We start from the raw sequence: 18,160 nt of genomic DNA on the forward strand, positions 1-18,160 counted from the left end.
AAAAGGGCTGTCCCAGAAAGTCATTGTTCATGACCTTCTGGGACAGCCCCTTCAACTATTTATCCGTTTTAGAAAGCTTATCTTATATAGAGAGATGGATCTACAGCATTAGAACGTGAACCGTTCCAAGTTCCCACATGAACCTCAAAGTGTACATGGGTTCCTGTAGAACGACCGGTGCTGCCCATTCCTCCAACTTTTTCTCCTTGTGACACGGCTTGACCAGTTGAAACATTGATTGAACTCATATGACCATAAACGGTTGCATAGGTTTGTCCTTCGATTGAGTGTGTAAGAATCACAACTTTTCCATAGCCACCCATTACTCCGGAGTAAGAGACATATCCTGTTGCTGCGGCTACTATAGGCGTGTCAGTTTCATTGGCAATATCGTATCCTAAATGTGTTTCAGCTCCATCTCCAATATCGCGTCCGCCAAATCCTGATGTATGACGACCGTCTGCTGGGCTAATAAAAGGAGACCCCACAACTGGGGTTACCGGCAGTATTGCTACAGGACTGGATGCGCCCGAAATCTTGTTTCCAGAGTCTTTTGCTGCTTTACGCTCTGCAGCTATACGAGCTTCTTCAGCTTTTCGCTGTCGTTTTTGCTCAGCTGCTAACTTCCGCTTACGCTCTTCTTCAGCTTTTCTTGCCAACTCGGCGAGTCGAGCTTGTTCATCAGCGATTTGTTGCTCTAATTCGGCACTAATTTCTATTTCTTCTTCGAATTGATCTTCAAGTTTCAACTTTGCTGCTGCCAACCGTTTCTGTTCTGCTGTTACCTCTTTTGCAAGTCCATTTTGTTTATTCTTTTGATCAGCAAGTGAATGATTCAATGCTTGAAGTTCTTTTTGAAGCTCTCCTTGTTGAGTCATCTTCGTTTCCACAATCGTTTGTTGTTTAGACAAAAGCGTTTTATCTCCTGTTTGCTGAAGCATGATTTCTCGGTCTGCTTCTAGTAACGTATTTACAGCAGAGATGCGATCGATAAAATCAATAAAACTATTAGCTCCTAGCAAAACATCTATATAATCTACCGAGCCGCCGCTTAACTGGATTGCACGAGCACGTTCTTGTAACAGTTTATCTCGTTCTGCAATTTTCTTTTCCAATTCTGCAATTGATTTTTTCAGCACATCAATTTCATTTTGGGTTTGGTCTATTTTTTCTTGTACATCAGCTATTTTAAATTCAACTTCTGTGATTTTATTGTCTAATTCTGTGATTTCCATCATAATTCCAGTTAACTTTGTTTGGTTTTCGTTAATTTCATTGGATTTTTTTTGAATACCCGAATTTAATTCACTCTTTTTTTGCTCAGTATCTTGCTGTTTTTTTTCAAGTTCACTCAACGGACTTGCATCAGTTGTCGGCAAGCACAGCGTAATCGCCAGTGCAGATACTAGACCGGTTACGATCCACTTTGATTTCAGACTCAAGTTTTTGTTCCCCTTCCAATTACTCATTTTAAGCTAAGCAATTTAAGCCTTTTATTATATAATACAGGAAACTTATGGAGAATCTATTAAAATCAAAAAAATAGTTGCCATTCTTATCTTTGCTGAATCTTAAAGCTACTCTTTTCTTCTCATGCGCTTAAATCTTATAAAGATGTGGAATTCAACAGTGGTTAGCGTGTATAAACAATCCAAAAAGCAACTAGTGAAACATCACTAGTTGCTTTTTTATGAGATATGCCTTTACTACTGATTTATCCGCGTGAAAATGCTTTTTTTGTACAGGCTAAAAAGGCAATTTTTTTGATTTTCTTGACCAATGAAACGCAGTGTTCTTTGAATAGTGCATGGTTTTTGAAACTTTTTTATATATTCTTGTTATAAATTCTTTACGCAAATAAAATGCTGCATACTCTCTACCGAAGGCTTTCTTGAATTCCTGTTGTCTCAGCAACAAATAGAACATGTTTTTCTTTTTTGTCTGGACAATCGTTTCGTTGTATTGAAAATCTGTATCGCCGTTTATTGCATCTAACAAACTTGCTACTTCTTCATTTCGACGAACTTCCTTCATCACAGTGGACATCGCACTTTCAGACCAGGCGCCTTTTACGTCTACTCGGTAAACAGCCATGGTTTGGTCTGTATAATGCACTTGACCATGGTGTGCTAGGTGAATGGTTAGAGGATAGTCGCCAAAACCCGCATCAAAATAAAAAGCGGGTACATAATCGGCCACTTCACGCCGGTAAACCATCGCATTCGTTGGAAAAAGTTCGCCACCACCTTCAATAATTTCGTTAATCGAAAATATTCGATCTCTACGACTTGGCCTCACTTTCCCCACTACTCGTTTGCAGGTATCGGAAATTTTAAAAGCAGAATGAACACTCAACACACACTCAGTATTTGCTTCTAAATAATCAACTTGTTTTTGTAATTTGTAAGGATCAGTCCAGTAGTCATCACCTTCGCAAATAGCGATATACTTGCCATTTGCTCGGCGTTGATTTATTTGAAGCATCGTTGCACCTTGAGAAAACTGATTTTCTTTTTGGTAAATAGGTTTTATCAGATTCGGAAAATCTTGTTCATATTTCTTAATGATTTTAGCCGTGTTGTCTACTGAAGCATCATCGTGAATGAGAATTTCAAAGTCGAAATTCGTTTTTTGCATTAAAAATCCCTCAATCGTTTGTGCTATATAATTTTCATGGTTATAAGCCAGGCAATCGACACTTACTAGAATATCTTTTCTCATTGCGGCTGACCTCCTAACTTTCCTTGCCTTTCTCAAACTAATCGCTGATGCTCACGGAATGAATTTGAGGGGCGAAATCTTTAATCACTGTGAAATCATCCAACATAGCGCTAATTTTCACAGGACTATTGAACATCATCACATCAATAATGGATAAATTAGGAACAAAGTTCGCTAACTCTTTTTGTGGATAAGCAATATCGTTTGTTTTGATGAGCTTTAATTTAACGCCCTTCGATTCAAAGTCCATTGAAGAATAAAGGGATAGACCTCCATAAGCGTTAACATATTCTTTTGCTGAAAGCAGTTCGCAAATCTCTAATATTTTATCTTGACCTTTAAGCACCTCATTTTTTTTCAAGTCAGAAGAAAGTAAAATAGTTGTCTGAATATTTAAGTATTTACAAATCTCTTGAATCGAATTTGTAAGGTATTTAGCCAAATTCGTCTCTTTTTGGTTGATAACATTTTCTATCAAGTTGAAAACTTCATGAAAATAAGGAGCCTTACTATAGGTTTCTTTGATCGTTTTCAGCAATTTTTTGTTATAAATAACGTCATTTTCAATTTCAATTTCATTAATTCGTTTATTTTGGCTTACTTTAGTTATTTTTAACGAGATAGCCATTTCTTCTCCATTCACTAAAATAATGTTTCGATTGATCCACCCTTTTTTCTTATAATTCACATCATCATAAATCACATAGGTGTCAACAGTTTTAATCAATTGCCAGTATCCGATGTACGGGAAAAAGTACGGTTGCATAATGCCTAGTTTCATAACCTCATCCCCTTTATTTTAACGCCGAAAAAAGCCGCCTCGTTTTGTTTTTCTAGAATTTTGCATCTTGTCATGTTGATTAACGCGCTCCCATGCCCCCATCAATACGGTATTGGCTACCTGTTATAAACTCCGAATCATCACTTGCCAGGAACAGAAGAAGTTTTGCCACTTCTGACGTGGACCCATATCTTCCTAAAGGGATACGGGATGAAATTCTTTCCCGGACTTCTGATGGATTGTCGCTGTTAATGCCTTCTTCGTTTTTCCTCATCATTGTGGAGTCTAGAGGTGCTGGGTGAATTGAATTTACTCTGACTGATTGGTGACCTGCTTCTAAAGCTGCTGTTTTAGTCAATCCGACTACTGCATGCTTTGAAGCCGCGTAAAGCGAATTCCCACCACTTCCCATTAAACCGGAAACAGAAGAAGTATTAATGATACTGCCACTTTTTTGCTCAATCATGATAGGTAGTACTTTTTTCAATCCGAGGAAAACACCTTTCACATTGATATTCATAATCAAATCAAAATCTTTAACAGATTGTTCTACTAAAGGTGCAACTCTTCCTAAAATGCCTGCGTTATTCAAAAAAACATCAATTCTTCCCCATCGCTTCACGACTTCATCAACATAGTCTGCAACTTCTTTTTCTGAAGTCACATCAGCTATGATGCTAAATAGTTCACCAAATTGCGAAAGGTATTCTCTGGACTCTGTAAGTTTTTGTTGGTCCCGATCGATTAGCACAACTTTAGCGCCTTCTTTCAGAAAAATTTCTGCAGCAGCTGCACCTAAGTCTCCAGCTGCACCTGTAATTACTGCAATTTTCCCTTTCAATCTATCAGTCATTTCTTCACCCTCCAAAATAAAAGCTGTGATTTAAGCCTTTAAAATAATTAACTTTCGTTGGATTGATGATTTTATATCCGCTTACTTAAAAAATCCTCAAAAACCCGATTAACTGTCATCACACAACAGCTTGATCGAGTTTTATGACTTCATCTCATAAGCCGAGGTTTGTTTATCAACAATACAATTCTCAAAAAAGTTAACTGTCTGTCTTCCAATAACCATGTTCCAAACATAAGTGATCATATTCTTTCTTTAAAATACTGACGATTACTTGGTCATAATAGCGGTTGTTGCGGTATGCATAATCCCGTTTTCTACCTTCTTCAACCCAGCCACATTTTTTTAGAAACAAATTGGAAGAAGGAACATTATGTTCAAGGATATCTCCTTCTAAACGATGTAGTTGCAGTTCTTCAAATGCATATTTCATGGTAGTCATAACCGTATCACGCCCATAACCGTGTCCACGCATGTTCTTTTTCCCTATTAAAATTCCGTGATGGGCTGAACGATTTCTATAATCAATATTTAAAATATTTGAAATGCCGATAAAGCCATCTTCTTCTGTCTCAATCGCCAAACGTAGATTTCGATTATCAAATTCTAAGCGGTCGAACCATCGATTTTGTTGTTCAGAAGAAATTGGAATTGTCCATCCTCCGAGAAGGTGGGCTACTTCTGGATCATTATAATAACTACGCAACTCTTCCATGTCTGCTCTTTCCAATGCTCGTAAAGTCACTTTCTTCCCTTTAACATTCATCTTCTCATCTTCTTTCTTTATAGTTTTTTCTCTCTTAGTCCTTCTATACTTGCTTGAGTATCCAGGTTAGTAATCGTCATCTTCCGAGAAACACTTTTAATAAGATGTAACGCGTCCGTTTTGTCATTAATTCACAAGTTAATGACAAAATGAATTCAATTGGTGTATTTTCACGATTTTATATAACTTTTCATTTATGCGAAAAATTAACCATTACTTCTGTTCCGAAAAACTAGTAGTAAAATATTATACCCAGTTCAATAATACCATGTTTACTGAAAATTTAGACATATTTTTTTATTTTTATTTTAATTTAATTTTTTGACCAATCAAAGTATGTATACTTAAGAAAATATAGTTTGAATTTTTATCCATTAAATCTATTTGGGAGGGATTTACATCAAAAAAAGATCCCATGCTTTCACATGGGATCTCAGACTGTAGACAAAGTCTTATTAAACTGAATAGTGAAGTATAACCTCCAACTGGGTTGGCCACTTCGCTTTCCAGTGGGCTCAGCGCGCTGAAACGTTATCCATCATCCAGAAGTAGATGCGCTTTTCTTACATTAACTCATGCACGCATCAAAGGAATTTGTTTTGCGATCGTTCAAGACGTTTATTTAACCTTATCAATTGATTAATCACAACAACCAGTAGAACGCCTATAACAATTGCCAATGAATAGAGAATAACTATATCGCTGTCACCTACTGTGAAAATTAAAAGTGTGACACTCGCAAAAAATCCAATAATAGCAAGTAGAATCGTAATTACTGTACTTAAGACATATTGCACCTGAACTCACTTCTTTCTTTAATCATATAGAAATGCAGTTAATCAAGTTCTTGAAACGCTTTGCCAACTACAGTTTTCTGATCTAAATCAACATAGACGATAAGGTTGCCAGCTGTAGCTGTGTCGGTACCATTGAATACTACTGAATAAACTTGTTGTTGTTTATAAGTAGAATGGATCTGAGCTTTGATTTTTGCAGATACCGCTTCTTTAGTAACTAATGAGTCTTTGGGACTTGTTGGAATAAGTAGTTGCTCCTCATCAGATAGACTATTATGAGCTATCATTTCGATTGGTAGTTTTTTCTCAGTAATTGAGGAAGAACATGCTGTTAATGTTGCAACTAAAAGAATGAGAACGCTCCATTTCTTCATAAAAAGTCTCCTCACTAGTTATGATGTAATTTACACAATCCAATCAACAGTAATAACCGAACATTCCAGCACAGTTGACTTTAATTAGTTTAGTAAACTGATTTGTAATAACCGATTACTTCGCCTTGAATTTTCTCTAACTTCAATGTATGCTGACTTCCTCGCAACCAATCATCTCCAACTAGAAAAACTTCATTTTCTGCCAACTGAATTTTTTTCATATTCGTTTGGAATATCTCTTTCATTCCTGAAGTATCGCTAGTAGAAGATGTGTTTTTTTCAACCTGCTGGCTGTACTCTTCATAAGAATCTATTCCCAATCGATGGGCGCTGCTATAAAAAGTTTCCAATTTCTGTTCATCAACAAAAATGTGGCCATCTACAATTTCAACGCTTTCACCTGGCAATCCGATAACACGCGAAATGGTCTTCTGTAAACCTTCGGAAAATTTATATTCGTAAGTGACTACGTCTCCTCGGGCAATCTTTTTCTCACTATACGCAAATGGATCAATCAATAAGGGCTGTGCTGCATACTCGTGATTTCCTCTATCCATGGTATCGTACTTGAAGTCAAATATTTCTAAAGGCTCCTCGTACGCTGTAAAGATCGGAATTTCAGCTACAGTATCCGTATCTGTCACTACTAATTCCTCCACTTTTCCAGTCGACGGTTTCTGTGTTTCTTGTGCTGTTTCGTTTACAGCTTGTACTAGAAAAAATGTGACCAGTGATAAAAGAAATGCGAAGATGGCCGTATACTTAAAAAAACCATATCTTTTACTAGAAAATTTATTCGATTTACCTTCTTTTATATTCAAGAGCATCTTGTGTTTTAAGGATTTGTTGAATCTAGGATTAACGCCAAAAAATCATCCATTTCATGCTTAAATTTGTTCATCCTGGAATCCCTCCCATTCACTTGAATCGGTTTTATTCTTCAACAAGCGCTTGGCTCTTCGCAGTCTAGTTTTAATAGTGTTTTCTGGACATGCCAGCAGTTCACTGATTTCTTTCATAGTGAGCTGCTGGTAATAATAAAGAATAATGGCTTCTCTATATGTAATCGGCAGTTCCATTACATTTTTGATTAGGTCAGATCTCACGACTTGGTGTTCATACGTTTTTTCAGTGGATTTCGAACTAGAAATCCACTGGGTCATTGCATCTGAGAAGACAATTCGTCTGTTTTTCCAGCTTCGTAAATGGTCATGACAGCGATTGATAGCCATTTTGGAAAGATATGTCTTTAAGGAAGAACGAGATTCAAACTGGTGAGATTTTAGATAGTAAGCTACAATTACTTCTTGCAAAATATCTTCTGCAGTAGACCAATCTTTGACGTATACATAAATGAAACGAAGCAAATATTCGCCATGTTCATCCATTATTTGCTCAATTTGTTCTTCGTTTAAGTTGTACTCTCCATCATTTTCAACCACTCATTACACCATCCTCTCCTGGATACCCCATAGACGTAAGATTTCTGAGAATAGTTTCACTATTTCAATGTAAATGCTTTTACTTCTTCTTGTCTTTTATCATTCCAATTTTATTAGCCCTAAAAAAAAATCCTTACTAGCTCTTTTTAGTTTATTTGGTTATTGATTTTGTATTTTTTTGGTTATCTCCTCTTAAGGTTCTTTAAATTTCTACTGAACTGCAACAAACCCTGTGTCTTCTACCAATTTTTGTCCTTCTTCAGAAAGGATCCACTCAATTAACGGCTGTACATTCGGATTTTTTGTTCCAGCGGTAACAGCATAAAATTCAGCAGCTAAAGGATATTTTCCCGAACGGATATTTTCAATGTTTGGTTCAATGCCATCAACTGCTATCAATTTGATTTTGTCATTGCGAACCATTTGAGTAGAATAGAATCGAAACGTATAACCAATGGCATTTTTGTAGTTCCGGTAGCTTGCTACTTCCTCTATTATACCGCCCATTCCTCCAGCCAAATCTTCAGTTTCAGGCTCTTTAATTTTTTGGTCTTCCATGAATTTAATAAACATCGTTTGGCTACCGCTATCTTCGGGGCGTTGAAAAGGGCGGATTTCATCGTTCTTCCCACCAAGTTCTTTCCAATTTTCAATATCTCCTGAATAGATTCCTTGGATATCTTTGCTCGCTAAATCAGTAACCGAGTTTCGAGAATTGACGAAAAACACAAAAGCTTCACGTCCAATCGGCGTCAGTTCTAGCTCTACCCCTGCTTCTTCTGCGGCTTTTTTTTGGCCACTGGAAGGTTCTGCAGCAAAAATCAAATCGGCATTTCCTTTGATAAGCCGACTATAAGCAGAAGGAGTCGTAGTCGTAGTCGTAGCGACAGGACCTTTATATGGATTATAAAGATCTTCTGGATAAGTGGCTTCTGCAAATGCTGAAAATAAAGGGTAGAGAGCCGTTGCTCCGTCTATTATCGGTACTTCTCCCGCTATTTTGAAAGAGGCTTGTTGATCCAATCTAGCTAGTTTTTCACTTTCTTTAAATGGCTCGTATGCATAGAGATCTACTTCTGAATCATTCACTTTCTCAAAACTTTCTTTATAGTAATGAGGAACAGCAAAGGCGGCCCCTACCATTAAACACAAAGAAATCCACAGAATCGTTTTTTTTTCCATTTCTTTTTTCTGTAATAAAAACAAATAAGATAACCAACGATATGATAATTGCGCCAAAGAAGCCAAATAAATGGACATCTCCTGTATTCAAGATATGAAGCATGCCGCCAAAAAATACAGAAAGAATTCCAGCGAAGATCAATAAAGCGGTAATAAACTTTCCAAAACCATTCATCTTATGTCCTCCGATCATACTTGATTTGTTTGAATAGATAGTCAAAGATTTAACCAATTTCTAGTCGTCAAGATAAAACACATTAAATGTGACTGTGCAAGGGATAATATGAGTCTGTAAATGATACCAAAAGCCTACTTGCTGTTTTTGAAGTGACCATTTTCTACTCTTAAATTAGTTTTATTCCAATAGCTAAAGCACCCCAAGCTTGCTCTTGTTCTACCGAATAGATATCAAAAGTCCCTTTTATCATTTCTTCCATTGTCCATTCTTCGCAATCAAAATCACTGAATGGAACATCTTCATACATAGCTTGAAACGTGGGATATGATTTAAGTTCCAGTACAACCACTCGTATCACTTCATTCTGACTGGGGATTTTGATAAATTTGATGGTATCCCCAATTTTAATTTTTCTTCTCTTTTCATCGTTCAATCTTACTTCTACTTTTTTCTTTCTTTCAATAATTGATTCAACGTATTCATCATATAATCCCATCGTGTGTTCCATGATTCCACTCCCCTCTTCTAATTTCTATTCGAATAAAATCTATTTGGTATCGTTTTCTTAAAAGCTTTCACATAACCGCGGCTTTTCTAACTTAATCTTTAAAGGCATTAAACCAGTGGTAGGGTTGTAACTCTTTCAATGTTTTATAAATCAATCTGTTCTCAGAAGTTGTGATGGCGGCTTTTACTTCTTCTTCCCACTAAAAAAGACGTTCTTGACAAACACCACAAGGAGTGAGAATCATGTATTGTGCTTTTTCATCTTCACGAACAACGCAAATCGAATGCGTTACAGCATTGTTGAGTTTATGTGCTTCTGATATAGCTCCTGTTTCAATACATAATTCTGTAGATGCATTAGTTACTTCAAGAGCAATGCTCGTCAAACTAGTTCCGTCTTGGGTATACAGCGCTGCAGCGCCTCCCCAGCCAGCAGGAAATTTTTTCTTGGATAAGCTTTTTTGCTACTTCGTATCATCTTTTTTCTACTGTCATTTTATCTTCCTTTATACGGTTCATCACATTGATAAATCATCTTTAAAAACTCAAACTCACTACCATTTGTCGCTTGTACAAAATACTCGACCTCTTTAAATCCCAGCTTTTTATAAACAGTTATCGCTCTTTCATTAAAAGTAGCAACTGATAAGGTAATCTTTTTGAGGATTTAAAAATGCTGCTAAATCTTCTTGGTCAGCATCCATGTTATAAAAAGAATACTGACCTTCATAACGCCAATGATTCGCAATTTCTTCTGCTTGTTCTTGTGTCATCACTTGAAAGAAATCTTTCATCAGTTCTTAATCTCCTTCGAATTATTTGACGTTCTAAAATTCTTGCCATAACTTCGATCCTGTATTAGCCCAAGGATGCATCCATTAAAATAGTAAATCGATAAAAAATTAATCATTTAAAGTCAAATTCTCCCTAAAATAGATATTTCGCTTTCTAGCTGTTACGACCTTAAAGACCCTAACGCCTAGCAATAAGAACATAAACGACCCAATTAATCCTACAGGCCTGATTGAAGTTAGTTCAGCGGCTAATCCAATTAAGATAGTTAGAATAATAATAAAAAATGCTTCAACTATACCGAATAAACTGCTAAACCTCCCCATCATAGATACCGGTACAGTATTTTGATAAAAGGTTAAATAACCCGTGTTTGCAAAAGTGATAGCAAATCCAATAATGAACGTTCCAAGTGCAGCACTAACAAACCCTTGTGCACTGTAGAGAGTGATATAACCGACTGCAGTAAACACAGAGCCAGCGCCTATTAACAAGTTGACTGTTAATTGTTTGGAAAAAATGGTGTTTATTAGTGAACCCAAAATAATCCCCGTTCCAAATATACTTAATAGGAATCCATAGTTAGTGTCTGATAAACCAATAACTCCTTTTGCAAAAGCCGCTTCTAATGAATCGAGGGCAGTCATAAATATCGTCATTCCCACAAAAAAAAGATACACTTTCAACACAAATGGGTAGGTTTGGCTAAACTTGTAGACTACATCAAAATCAGCTTTTATTAGTTTCCAAGAAAGCTTTTCCGTTTCCAATAAGACTGTTTGTGTATCAACATTAGGTAATAATAAAATGATGAAAGCTGACAATATTAAAGCCACTGCGTTTATATAAATAGCCGTGTCAGGTGTCCCCATCCAAAACAATAGACCAGCTATTGCAGGTCCAGTTAATGTTCCGCAAGAATTAATAAAGCTTCTTAACGCATTAAATCGTTGACGATCCTTCTCTGGTATGAGTTTGGTCATATACACCATTGACGTGGGTTCAAACATGGCACTTCCCATATTAATGATAAATACGATGACATAAACATAGAACAGTGAAGGAAGCATAGGGATTAATGCAATACATAAAGCACGTGAAATATCTAACCCAATCATAAATTTCCTCGTATTAATTCGGTCGATCAGGCTACCTGCCCATGAGTTCGAGCAAATAGTCGCGATCGGTCCTAAAATGTATAGCCAAGCGATCGCTAGAGGAGAACCGGTTTCATTCAGGATAATTAAGTTCAAGGCAATCAGATAAACCCAGCTGCCTATATTTGAAATACCGATACCACCTAACAATAAAAAAGAGTACTTCCAATTTTTCATCGTAACCGCTCCTCCACTGAATTTTAGCTAAACAAAAAATCTCGTCCCCAAGACAATTGTCTTGGGGACGAGATTGCTAAAATCGTGGTGCCACCCCTATTTGTTAATACGTCACCGGATTAACCTCATTCGGTACGGCCAAAAAATGGCGATTACCTAGCTCAATAACGGGAGCTCCCGTCACAACATCCCCTTAAATGCAGGTTCCTTCATGATGCTCAGAGGCTTGTTTCAATAACGCACTTCTACTCCTTTTCACCAATGGGAGCTCTCTAGAAAAAGTGTTTAGCTATCTACTGTTCTCTTCCATGCTTTTCTCATTTATAATTTCCATAATATTACCACAACTTCATTTAACTAGTAAATACCAATTTTATGATAATTTCTGATACTGATGAATCGAGATGTCTAAAAGAATTGCATCTCTGCATCAATATAAAGACAACTGCTCTAAAATCCAAATGAGAGACTGATTTTTTCTATTCTCTATCACAAACCATTCTGAAAAGCATTTTGGAATAACAGGAGACAAAGTGTTTGTTAAGCCTTATCCCCTACTCTGAAAGTAACGGAAGATAACAATTTAGTTTTTATAAGAGTTTAAAAATACCTTTTCTAGTTCATGAAGGGTTAACCCTGTAACTTCAGTGAAACTTTCTTCAAAATCCTGCGTTTCTTCTACTAAATCGATGATTTCCCTAATTACTTGTTCTTCATAGTTCGTTGTCAGAAACTCAAAAGTATAGTAGCTCTGCAAATAGGGGTCACTCATAACGAGTGTCCGAGCTTCCTGCCATTGTTCAGAACTTGTTAGTTGTTCAAAAGAAATTTTCTCGAAATATGGAAAGCTCACTTCATTCGGGTCAGTTCCTACGTATTCAGCTATCCCTTCTATAAACCATATGGGATAAGTAGCTGGATTTTGTACTTTTTGAGAAAATACATAGTGAGTATATTCATGCAACAGCATCTTCTGAAAAGCATACAAGGCAATTTTATCTTTTGCCAATATAAGTTCCTTATTAGAATTATGAAAAGCTAGTACTTTATCGAAATCAGAATAAAATCCATCTATATTTTCAAGTTCTGAAAATCCTCTTAATTCCTTGAGATCTTCAAAGACGAGTAGATCCACCGGTGCTAATCGGACTTCACCGAAAAGTTTTTCGTTTTTGGCAATAGCTAAGTCTAATGTTTCTTTCGTAAGAGGCAAAAGAGCGGCGAAATTTTCTTCATAGTAAATAGAAATGTGTTGATGATTTTCATGCACAGAAATTTCTTTTATCCGCCTTTCACTTTCTCCGTTCGCATTTTGTGTCAGAAGGGCTTTCACTGATTGAACATATGTAATGTTTGGATCAAGTGTTTCTTCTAAGAACTTATGCAAAAACAAGCTTCCACCTAGCAAGACGAGAAATGCGATGAAAACAAAACTAGCTGAAATAAGAAAGAAAAATCTAATCGGCTTTTTCATACAATCCACCTCCTTTATAGGAACAACTTCATCGCTCTACAGGTTTTCTACAGCGAGGATGCTGATTATTTTGAAGAGCATATGTATTTCCTCGTAAGAACGTGTTGTCTTATTTTGTCGCCGCATAAAAATTGTAAACGGATGCTAAGTTACGCTGGATTCCTTGCGTTCCCTTCCACTTTTCATATTCGCTCGGAACAACAAAGTTCGCAACAAAATCAGCTAAAAGAATATCGGCATTTTGTGCATCTTTTACAGCATCAATCAGCATGGATATGTACTGAATCATTGTGTCAACCTTTTCAGTGGTACCAATTTGTCCATGTCCAGGCATTAGTACCTGTATGTCTATCTTTTGGATTTCTTTTAAAATAGTTAAAAAGTTATCTGGTTGAAAAATTGGTAGATGGAGCTCTTCGGTTACAATATCGCCCATGAAAGCCGCTTGCTCTTGCGGAACGTACAGAAACGTGTCACTCGGTGAATGCCCTCCACCTAGGCAGTATAATTCAGCATTTCGTTCTGTTCCTGAAATAATCACTTTTCTTTCAAAAGTAAAAGAAGGCAGAACGAGCTTTAGCGTAGGAAGCTCGTCAAGCAACTTAGTCATTTCTAAATATTGATTTGTTAAGCTCTGTTGGATGATTTCGTTTTCCTCAATGGATATTTGTAATTTTAGGTTATGTAGATATTGCGTGGTTTCTGTAAGTTCAGTTTCCATATCCCCTATGGCGTTTTTTTCTTTAATCCATTCTTTAGTTACCTCAGTAGAAATAATCACTTCCTCTTCAAAAATCTGATTGCCAAAAATGTGATCGCCATGATAATGGCTGTTTACGAGGTATTTCACTTTCTTTCCAGTCAATTTCTCAGCTTGCTGTCTTAACTCTCTGGCAGCAGAAGGTGTATTAAATGCATCAAATACAAGAAGCTCAGTACCTAAATCAACAAAGCCAGCGTTACTGAATGCGCCTTTACCTGGTTTTGCGATGGCTGCAAAAACACCATTAGTCATTTTCATTAAAGTGAAAAATTCAGTATCCATTAATTTTTTCATCGTTTTAATCCCCCCCTGTAAATTTTGGTGTAAACATTCAGGTTTCTATTCTAGCGTTGCACTTTCTATTTCTCTTTCCTCTAAACTACATCTACTAGATTAAAAATTCCAATTTAATTTTTAATCTAGTATTTGTATTTATACGATAGCTCAATCTTTTCAAGTAATAACTAAAATTTTTTTCGGAAAATTTGCACTCTCTTAATTTTTATGTGTATAATCAGGTTAATAAAAGTTAACCGGTTAAGAAAGGAGTTTTCGAAATGGAACAACAATCAATTTTTATTCTGGAAACGTACGAACAGTTAAAAGTCATTAGTGATCCGCTGCGCACTAAAATGCTCATTCATTTAGTGGAACAGCCTCACACGGGACAGATGCTGGCCCAGGAACTCAACCTTTCGCGCGCTAAAGTTCTCTATCACCTCCGAGAATTGGAGAAGTATGGCATCATTCAGCTGGTCCGAAAAGAAGAGCGCGGAGGAAATGTCCTGAAATTCTATCAGGCAGTCGCCAGAGGGTTTATTCCGGCGGATCATCTGCTCACGTATGTGGAATCCAAAGAAGCTACACGCCAGTCGTATCTGGAAGTCATTGACCGGGCGAAAACCCGCGTGTTGACGGCTCCGGACGAATCCTTCGAACTGCATTCTTCTCACGTAGAAGAATGGAATAATCTATCGCTTCAAACCGAATTTACGGTGAGTCAGAAAAAATTTGTGGAATTCACCCAAAAATACCGCGAACTCTTGAAGACATTGAAAGAAGAGGACGATCATCCCGACAAACAGCATTATTACCTGATGTCCACGGCTTTCCAGATCGACGAGTTGCTCTTTAAAAAAGACAAGTAGGCGGCGGAAAGGAGAACTCCCATGGCAATCGACCAAGCAGCACAAGTAACTGCAAAGGAAAAACCAGTTCCAAGTTTGTTCAGCAATCGTTCGTTTGTTTTCCTGTGGCTTTCCAGTACCGCGTCTTTCCTAGCATTATCAACGTACTTGTTTACCGAACAATGGTACATCATCACCGTTCTGGAAAAAGAGAGTCTGCTGGGCATCGTCATGATGGCGACCATGGTGCCACGGATCTTGTTCATGACGCTTGGCGGTGTCTGGGCCGACCGGTTCCGTCGGTCGCGCATCATGCTAATCTCCAGTTTCGTGCGTTGCCTGTTGGTGCTGGGCATGATTTTACTGCTGCAGCTCAGCTTGCTGGAACTGTGGCCACTTATTCTTTTTGCTTTGTGTTTTGGAATTGTCGATGCGTTCTTTTCACCGGCAAATACGTCGCTCCTGCCATCGGTCGTGGCGAAAGAGACGCTTCCCCGGTCGAATTCTTTCATTCAAAGTTCCAATCAAATTGCTCTTTTTTCCGGTCCGATGCTGGGCGGTTGGATTCTTTCGTTTGGTTCGTTCAGTCTGTTATTCGGAGTCATTGCCGTTTTTTTGCTGCTGACATTTCTTTTCTCTTCACTCATTAAGGAGGAAAAAAGAACGTTAACCACTAACAGAGCTTCTACAAAATCCGAACTGAAGGAAGGATTTTCGTATGTATGGAGCATGCCATTTCTAAAAAATATATTGGTGATTTTAATCTTTATCAATTTCTTTTTTTTCGGTCCGCTACTGATGGGGATTCCGTTACTGGTGGATAGTGTGCTCAAAGGAAAGGTACTGGATTTAAGCTTTCTTCAAAGTTCTTACCAAGGTGGAATGTTGGCTGGTGCCGTCATGGTAGGTGTGCTGAATTTGCGAAAAAAGCAAGGGTTAACCATGCTGGTGATGATTGGTGTTTTAGGTATTTTCTTAACTTTACTGGGTCATATCAGTTTTCTGTGGCAAGGAATTCTTTTGCTTTCGCTCATGGGCATTCTGTCTTCTTTTATTAATGTTTCGCTTATTTCAACGATTCAAGCCCAGACAGATCCAACTAAAATCGGGCGTGTTATGAGTCTTGTTAATGCCTCTTCAAACGGACTTGTGCCTTTGTCTTATGCATTTGTGTCATTAGCACTTGTGATGCAGTTCACCATTTCCAGTATCATGATGGTATGCGGTTTGCTAATTCTATCGATTTCCTCTATCTATCTCTTGCGCTCTAACATTATTAAGAATGTAGAATAGAAGTGAGCATACTTTCTCGTTCAATGTTTCTCAGACCAATAATTGAATAAGAACTTGGAAAAAGACCTGTTGCACTTCTATTTGCATTTCAGATTTATCCTTAAAGGAAACTGTACAATTTCATTAAAAAAGAAGCGATGATGTGTAACGTATAAGATCTTTTCCCCTTAAGACTTAATCCCTATAAAAGAATAACCTGGCCATCTATACACCTCAAAATTAGATTGTGTTTCTACTTATTAATAAACCCTGTAAATCGAGGCGGATTTTAAACAAGTAGTCTGTTCCAAGCTTATTTTCTTGCTCAACTTTTTTTTCATACTGTGTGAAACTCAGAAATTCTACATTATATCCACTCATGACCGTATTCACGAATGAACTTAACTTCCTTTTGATAATGCTCGACGTGGCCTTCTAGTATCATCTTTTGAAAGGCTAGATCACCTTCATTCGCTTTTCTTGCTATTGTTTCACATAATCCTTCTAATCGCAGCAATACCATTTCCAAAAACGTTTCTTCTATATCCTCCCCATAAGATTCAAAAAAAAACTTTATTCGCCGTTTTATGCGATCAGCATCTGTTGAAGAATCATAATAACCTTCTCCCTTATCTGCTTCGGCTAAATTATACCTACTTAAAGGGACACATGTATAAACGGTATATGCCATGTCCCAAAGTCTCGGGCCAGGACCAGCATTATCAAAATCAATGATACCAACCGGTTTTTCATGATTGAAAATAATATTGTATATGGCAAAATCATTGTGGCACATCACTTCATAATTCGGGGGAGTATTATCCAACGATTGCCAGCTGTCATCAAATGAAAAATTGCTTACTGAATCATGATAAAGACGTAGCATTTTCGCTATCTTTTGCAGCACTTCATCTGACCACATATACTTTTTTACTGGATAATTACCAGCCTCTCCTTCAATAAACGTTAAAATCTCTTTCCCCTTGTTATCTATCCCTAAAAATTGGGGTGACTGACGGAAACCTGTAATCGCTAAATGCTTTAAAAGCTCATGAATTTTAAAACTTTCTGGCTTTAACTTTCGGTGAACTGTGTCTCCATTACGATAGACATCCGAAACGTTTCCTCCAACTAGTTTTTCTTCACCTTGATAATTGGGCACGCTCAACTCCTCCTCAATTTTACTTCCCTTAAATTTGACTTGAATTATTCCTATTCAAGTAGTTCATAACCTTCGCAACACGTTCTTCGATTGAATAGTCACCCTCGATTCTTAAAAGTGGACAAGATAATTCGGCCATCCATTGTTCATGCAAGGCTTTGCTTCTGACTTCCATGCCTGCATGGTCATAAAGGGATGCCCACTTCAGAAAAACTTGCGATTCCTCGTATCTACTGCCACTAGGCGAAACCGCATTTCCGTACCGTTCTATTTCCCGCTCTTGCAACCTTGCTAGCCTGACTTCTGATGGAATCCATAAGAAAATAACTAGGTTGAAATAAGGCACAAAGCAGTTTCCCCAGCCAGCTACAGCGCCTGTCAGGATACATTGATCATCTCGCGACAAATCCTCCTTAAGCATTTCCTGTCTTTCAAGTGTAGATCTTTGTTCAGTGAATTTGGTTTTCCAAAAATAATCATCCGTATCCAAGTGGGTATATGGCAGGACGTTTGCTAACGAGTTGCCAAGTGTCGTTGTTCCTGATCCTGCAGCCCCCATGATATGAATTTTACTATTCATCATTTCTCCTCCCACATAAGAACTTGGAAAAAATACATTTTAACATCTGCTCTTT

18 protein-coding genes, 2 pseudogenes and 1 other annotated feature are annotated in these 18,160 nt (G+C 37.4%); of the genes and pseudogenes, 2 read left to right on the plus strand and 18 right to left on the minus strand.

The window, feature by feature from the left end; translation table 11 throughout:
* Positions 1-77: 77 nt before the first annotated feature.
* The 16 genes and pseudogenes from AUO94_RS00405 to AUO94_RS00475 all read right to left on the minus strand — a co-directional run bounded on the left by AUO94_RS00405 (position 78) and on the right by AUO94_RS00475 (position 14,258).
* The gene (locus AUO94_RS00405) at positions 78-1,442 is read right to left on the minus strand and encodes a murein hydrolase activator EnvC family protein (protein WP_058385393.1); all 1,365 of its coding nucleotides are present in this window, start codon (positions 1,440-1,442) and stop codon (positions 78-80) included.
* A 304-nt stretch (positions 1,443-1,746) separates the two neighbouring features.
* Positions 1,747-2,721 (minus strand): glycosyltransferase family 2 protein, encoded by a 975-nt coding sequence (locus AUO94_RS00410; protein ID WP_058385394.1) that lies wholly within the window; start codon positions 2,719-2,721, stop codon positions 1,747-1,749.
* A 37-nt stretch (positions 2,722-2,758) separates the two neighbouring features.
* Positions 2,759-3,502, minus strand: a complete 744-nt coding sequence (locus AUO94_RS00415; protein ID WP_058385395.1) for a WbqC family protein — start codon at positions 3,500-3,502, stop codon at positions 2,759-2,761.
* 79 nt (positions 3,503-3,581) lie between these two features.
* Positions 3,582-4,355, minus strand: a complete 774-nt coding sequence (locus AUO94_RS00420; protein WP_058385396.1) for an SDR family NAD(P)-dependent oxidoreductase — start codon at positions 4,353-4,355, stop codon at positions 3,582-3,584.
* 199 nt (positions 4,356-4,554) lie between these two features.
* Positions 4,555-5,121: a GNAT family N-acetyltransferase gene (locus AUO94_RS00425; protein ID WP_058385397.1), complete on the minus strand. Its 567-nt coding sequence runs from the start codon at positions 5,119-5,121 to the stop codon at positions 4,555-4,557.
* A 584-nt stretch (positions 5,122-5,705) separates the two neighbouring features.
* On the minus strand, positions 5,706-5,918 hold the full coding sequence (locus AUO94_RS00430; RefSeq protein WP_058385398.1) for a hypothetical protein: 213 nt from the start codon (positions 5,916-5,918) through the stop codon (positions 5,706-5,708).
* 38 nt (positions 5,919-5,956) lie between these two features.
* Complete coding sequence (locus tag AUO94_RS00435) at positions 5,957-6,292, minus strand: putative periplasmic lipoprotein (RefSeq protein WP_237150156.1); 336 nt, start codon at positions 6,290-6,292, stop codon at positions 5,957-5,959.
* A gap of 89 nt (positions 6,293-6,381) precedes the next feature.
* On the minus strand, positions 6,382-7,113 hold the full coding sequence (locus AUO94_RS00440) for a S26 family signal peptidase (RefSeq protein ID WP_218916865.1): 732 nt from the start codon (positions 7,111-7,113) through the stop codon (positions 6,382-6,384).
* Positions 7,114-7,179: 66 nt separating this feature from the next.
* On the minus strand, positions 7,180-7,734 hold the full coding sequence (locus tag AUO94_RS00445; protein WP_237150157.1) for a sigma-70 family RNA polymerase sigma factor: 555 nt from the start codon (positions 7,732-7,734) through the stop codon (positions 7,180-7,182).
* A gap of 210 nt (positions 7,735-7,944) precedes the next feature.
* Positions 7,945-8,994 carry a PstS family phosphate ABC transporter substrate-binding protein gene (locus AUO94_RS00450; protein ID WP_082707477.1) on the minus strand — a complete coding sequence of 350 codons (1,050 nt, stop codon included), beginning with the start codon at positions 8,992-8,994 and terminating at the stop codon, positions 7,945-7,947.
* A gap of 266 nt (positions 8,995-9,260) precedes the next feature.
* On the minus strand, positions 9,261-9,602 hold the full coding sequence (locus tag AUO94_RS00455) for an ASCH domain-containing protein (RefSeq protein ID WP_058385402.1): 342 nt from the start codon (positions 9,600-9,602) through the stop codon (positions 9,261-9,263).
* 91 nt (positions 9,603-9,693) lie between these two features.
* A pseudogene (locus AUO94_RS00460) lies at positions 9,694-10,056 on the minus strand (cytidine deaminase); the annotation flags it as partial.
* Between the two features lie 41 nt (positions 10,057-10,097).
* A pseudogene (locus tag AUO94_RS16945) lies at positions 10,098-10,395 on the minus strand (N-acetyltransferase).
* Between the two features lie 108 nt (positions 10,396-10,503).
* On the minus strand, positions 10,504-11,727 hold the full coding sequence (locus AUO94_RS00465; RefSeq protein WP_058385403.1) for an MFS transporter: 1,224 nt from the start codon (positions 11,725-11,727) through the stop codon (positions 10,504-10,506).
* A 60-nt stretch (positions 11,728-11,787) separates the two neighbouring features.
* Positions 11,788-12,045 (minus strand) — a binding site (T-box leader).
* Positions 12,046-12,310: 265 nt separating this feature from the next.
* Complete coding sequence (locus AUO94_RS00470) at positions 12,311-13,114, minus strand: peptidase MA family metallohydrolase (RefSeq protein ID WP_156423917.1); 804 nt, start codon at positions 13,112-13,114, stop codon at positions 12,311-12,313.
* A 196-nt stretch (positions 13,115-13,310) separates the two neighbouring features.
* On the minus strand, positions 13,311-14,258 hold the full coding sequence (locus AUO94_RS00475) for an MBL fold metallo-hydrolase (RefSeq protein WP_058385405.1): 948 nt from the start codon (positions 14,256-14,258) through the stop codon (positions 13,311-13,313).
* A 263-nt stretch (positions 14,259-14,521) separates the two neighbouring features.
* Between AUO94_RS00475 and AUO94_RS00480 the strand changes: the two genes are divergently transcribed.
* On the plus strand, positions 14,522-15,112 hold the full coding sequence (locus tag AUO94_RS00480) for an ArsR/SmtB family transcription factor (protein ID WP_058385406.1): 591 nt from the start codon (positions 14,522-14,524) through the stop codon (positions 15,110-15,112).
* Between the two features lie 21 nt (positions 15,113-15,133).
* On the plus strand, positions 15,134-16,384 hold the full coding sequence (locus tag AUO94_RS00485; protein ID WP_058385407.1) for an MFS transporter: 1,251 nt from the start codon (positions 15,134-15,136) through the stop codon (positions 16,382-16,384).
* Positions 16,385-16,730: 346 nt separating this feature from the next.
* Here the strand turns inward: AUO94_RS00485 and AUO94_RS00490 are convergent, their stop codons facing one another.
* Together AUO94_RS00490 and AUO94_RS00495 are read right to left on the minus strand one after the other, a co-directional pair.
* On the minus strand, positions 16,731-17,525 hold the full coding sequence (locus tag AUO94_RS00490) for a phosphotransferase (RefSeq protein WP_058385408.1): 795 nt from the start codon (positions 17,523-17,525) through the stop codon (positions 16,731-16,733).
* Positions 17,526-17,553: 28 nt separating this feature from the next.
* A complete protein-coding gene (locus AUO94_RS00495; protein ID WP_058385409.1) occupies positions 17,554-18,105 on the minus strand; it encodes a P-loop NTPase family protein in 552 nt (183 codons plus the stop codon).
* Positions 18,106-18,160: the final 55 nt, after the last annotated feature.

This window comes from Planococcus kocurii (genome assembly GCF_001465835.2).
Classification (GTDB): Bacteria; Bacillota; Bacilli; order Bacillales_A; family Planococcaceae; genus Planococcus; species Planococcus kocurii.

Excerpts from the sequence above, each read along its gene's own strand:
- AUO94_RS00410 (WP_058385394.1), bottom strand. The coding sequence starts at position 2,721 with ATGAGAAAAGATATTCTAGTAAGTGTCGATTGCCTGGCTTATAACCAT.
- AUO94_RS00415 (WP_058385395.1), bottom strand. The coding sequence starts at position 3,502 with ATGAAACTAGGCATTATGCAACCGTACTTTTTCCCGTACATCGGATAC.
- AUO94_RS00420 (WP_058385396.1), bottom strand. The coding sequence starts at position 4,355 with ATGACTGATAGATTGAAAGGGAAAATTGCAGTAATTACAGGTGCAGCT.
- AUO94_RS00425 (WP_058385397.1), bottom strand. The coding sequence starts at position 5,121 with ATGAATGTTAAAGGGAAGAAAGTGACTTTACGAGCATTGGAAAGAGCA.
- AUO94_RS00435 (WP_237150156.1), bottom strand. The coding sequence starts at position 6,292 with ATGAAGAAATGGAGCGTTCTCATTCTTTTAGTTGCAACATTAACAGCA.
- AUO94_RS00450 (WP_082707477.1), bottom strand. The coding sequence starts at position 8,994 with ATGTCCATTTATTTGGCTTCTTTGGCGCAATTATCATATCGTTGGTTA.
- AUO94_RS00455 (WP_058385402.1), bottom strand. The coding sequence starts at position 9,602 with ATGGAACACACGATGGGATTATATGATGAATACGTTGAATCAATTATT.
- AUO94_RS00465 (WP_058385403.1), bottom strand. The coding sequence starts at position 11,727 with ATGAAAAATTGGAAGTACTCTTTTTTATTGTTAGGTGGTATCGGTATT.
- AUO94_RS00475 (WP_058385405.1), bottom strand. The coding sequence starts at position 14,258 with ATGAAAAAATTAATGGATACTGAATTTTTCACTTTAATGAAAATGACT.
- AUO94_RS00480 (WP_058385406.1), top strand. The coding sequence starts at position 14,522 with ATGGAACAACAATCAATTTTTATTCTGGAAACGTACGAACAGTTAAAA.
- AUO94_RS00485 (WP_058385407.1), top strand. The coding sequence starts at position 15,134 with ATGGCAATCGACCAAGCAGCACAAGTAACTGCAAAGGAAAAACCAGTT.
- AUO94_RS00495 (WP_058385409.1), bottom strand. The coding sequence starts at position 18,105 with ATGAATAGTAAAATTCATATCATGGGGGCTGCAGGATCAGGAACAACG.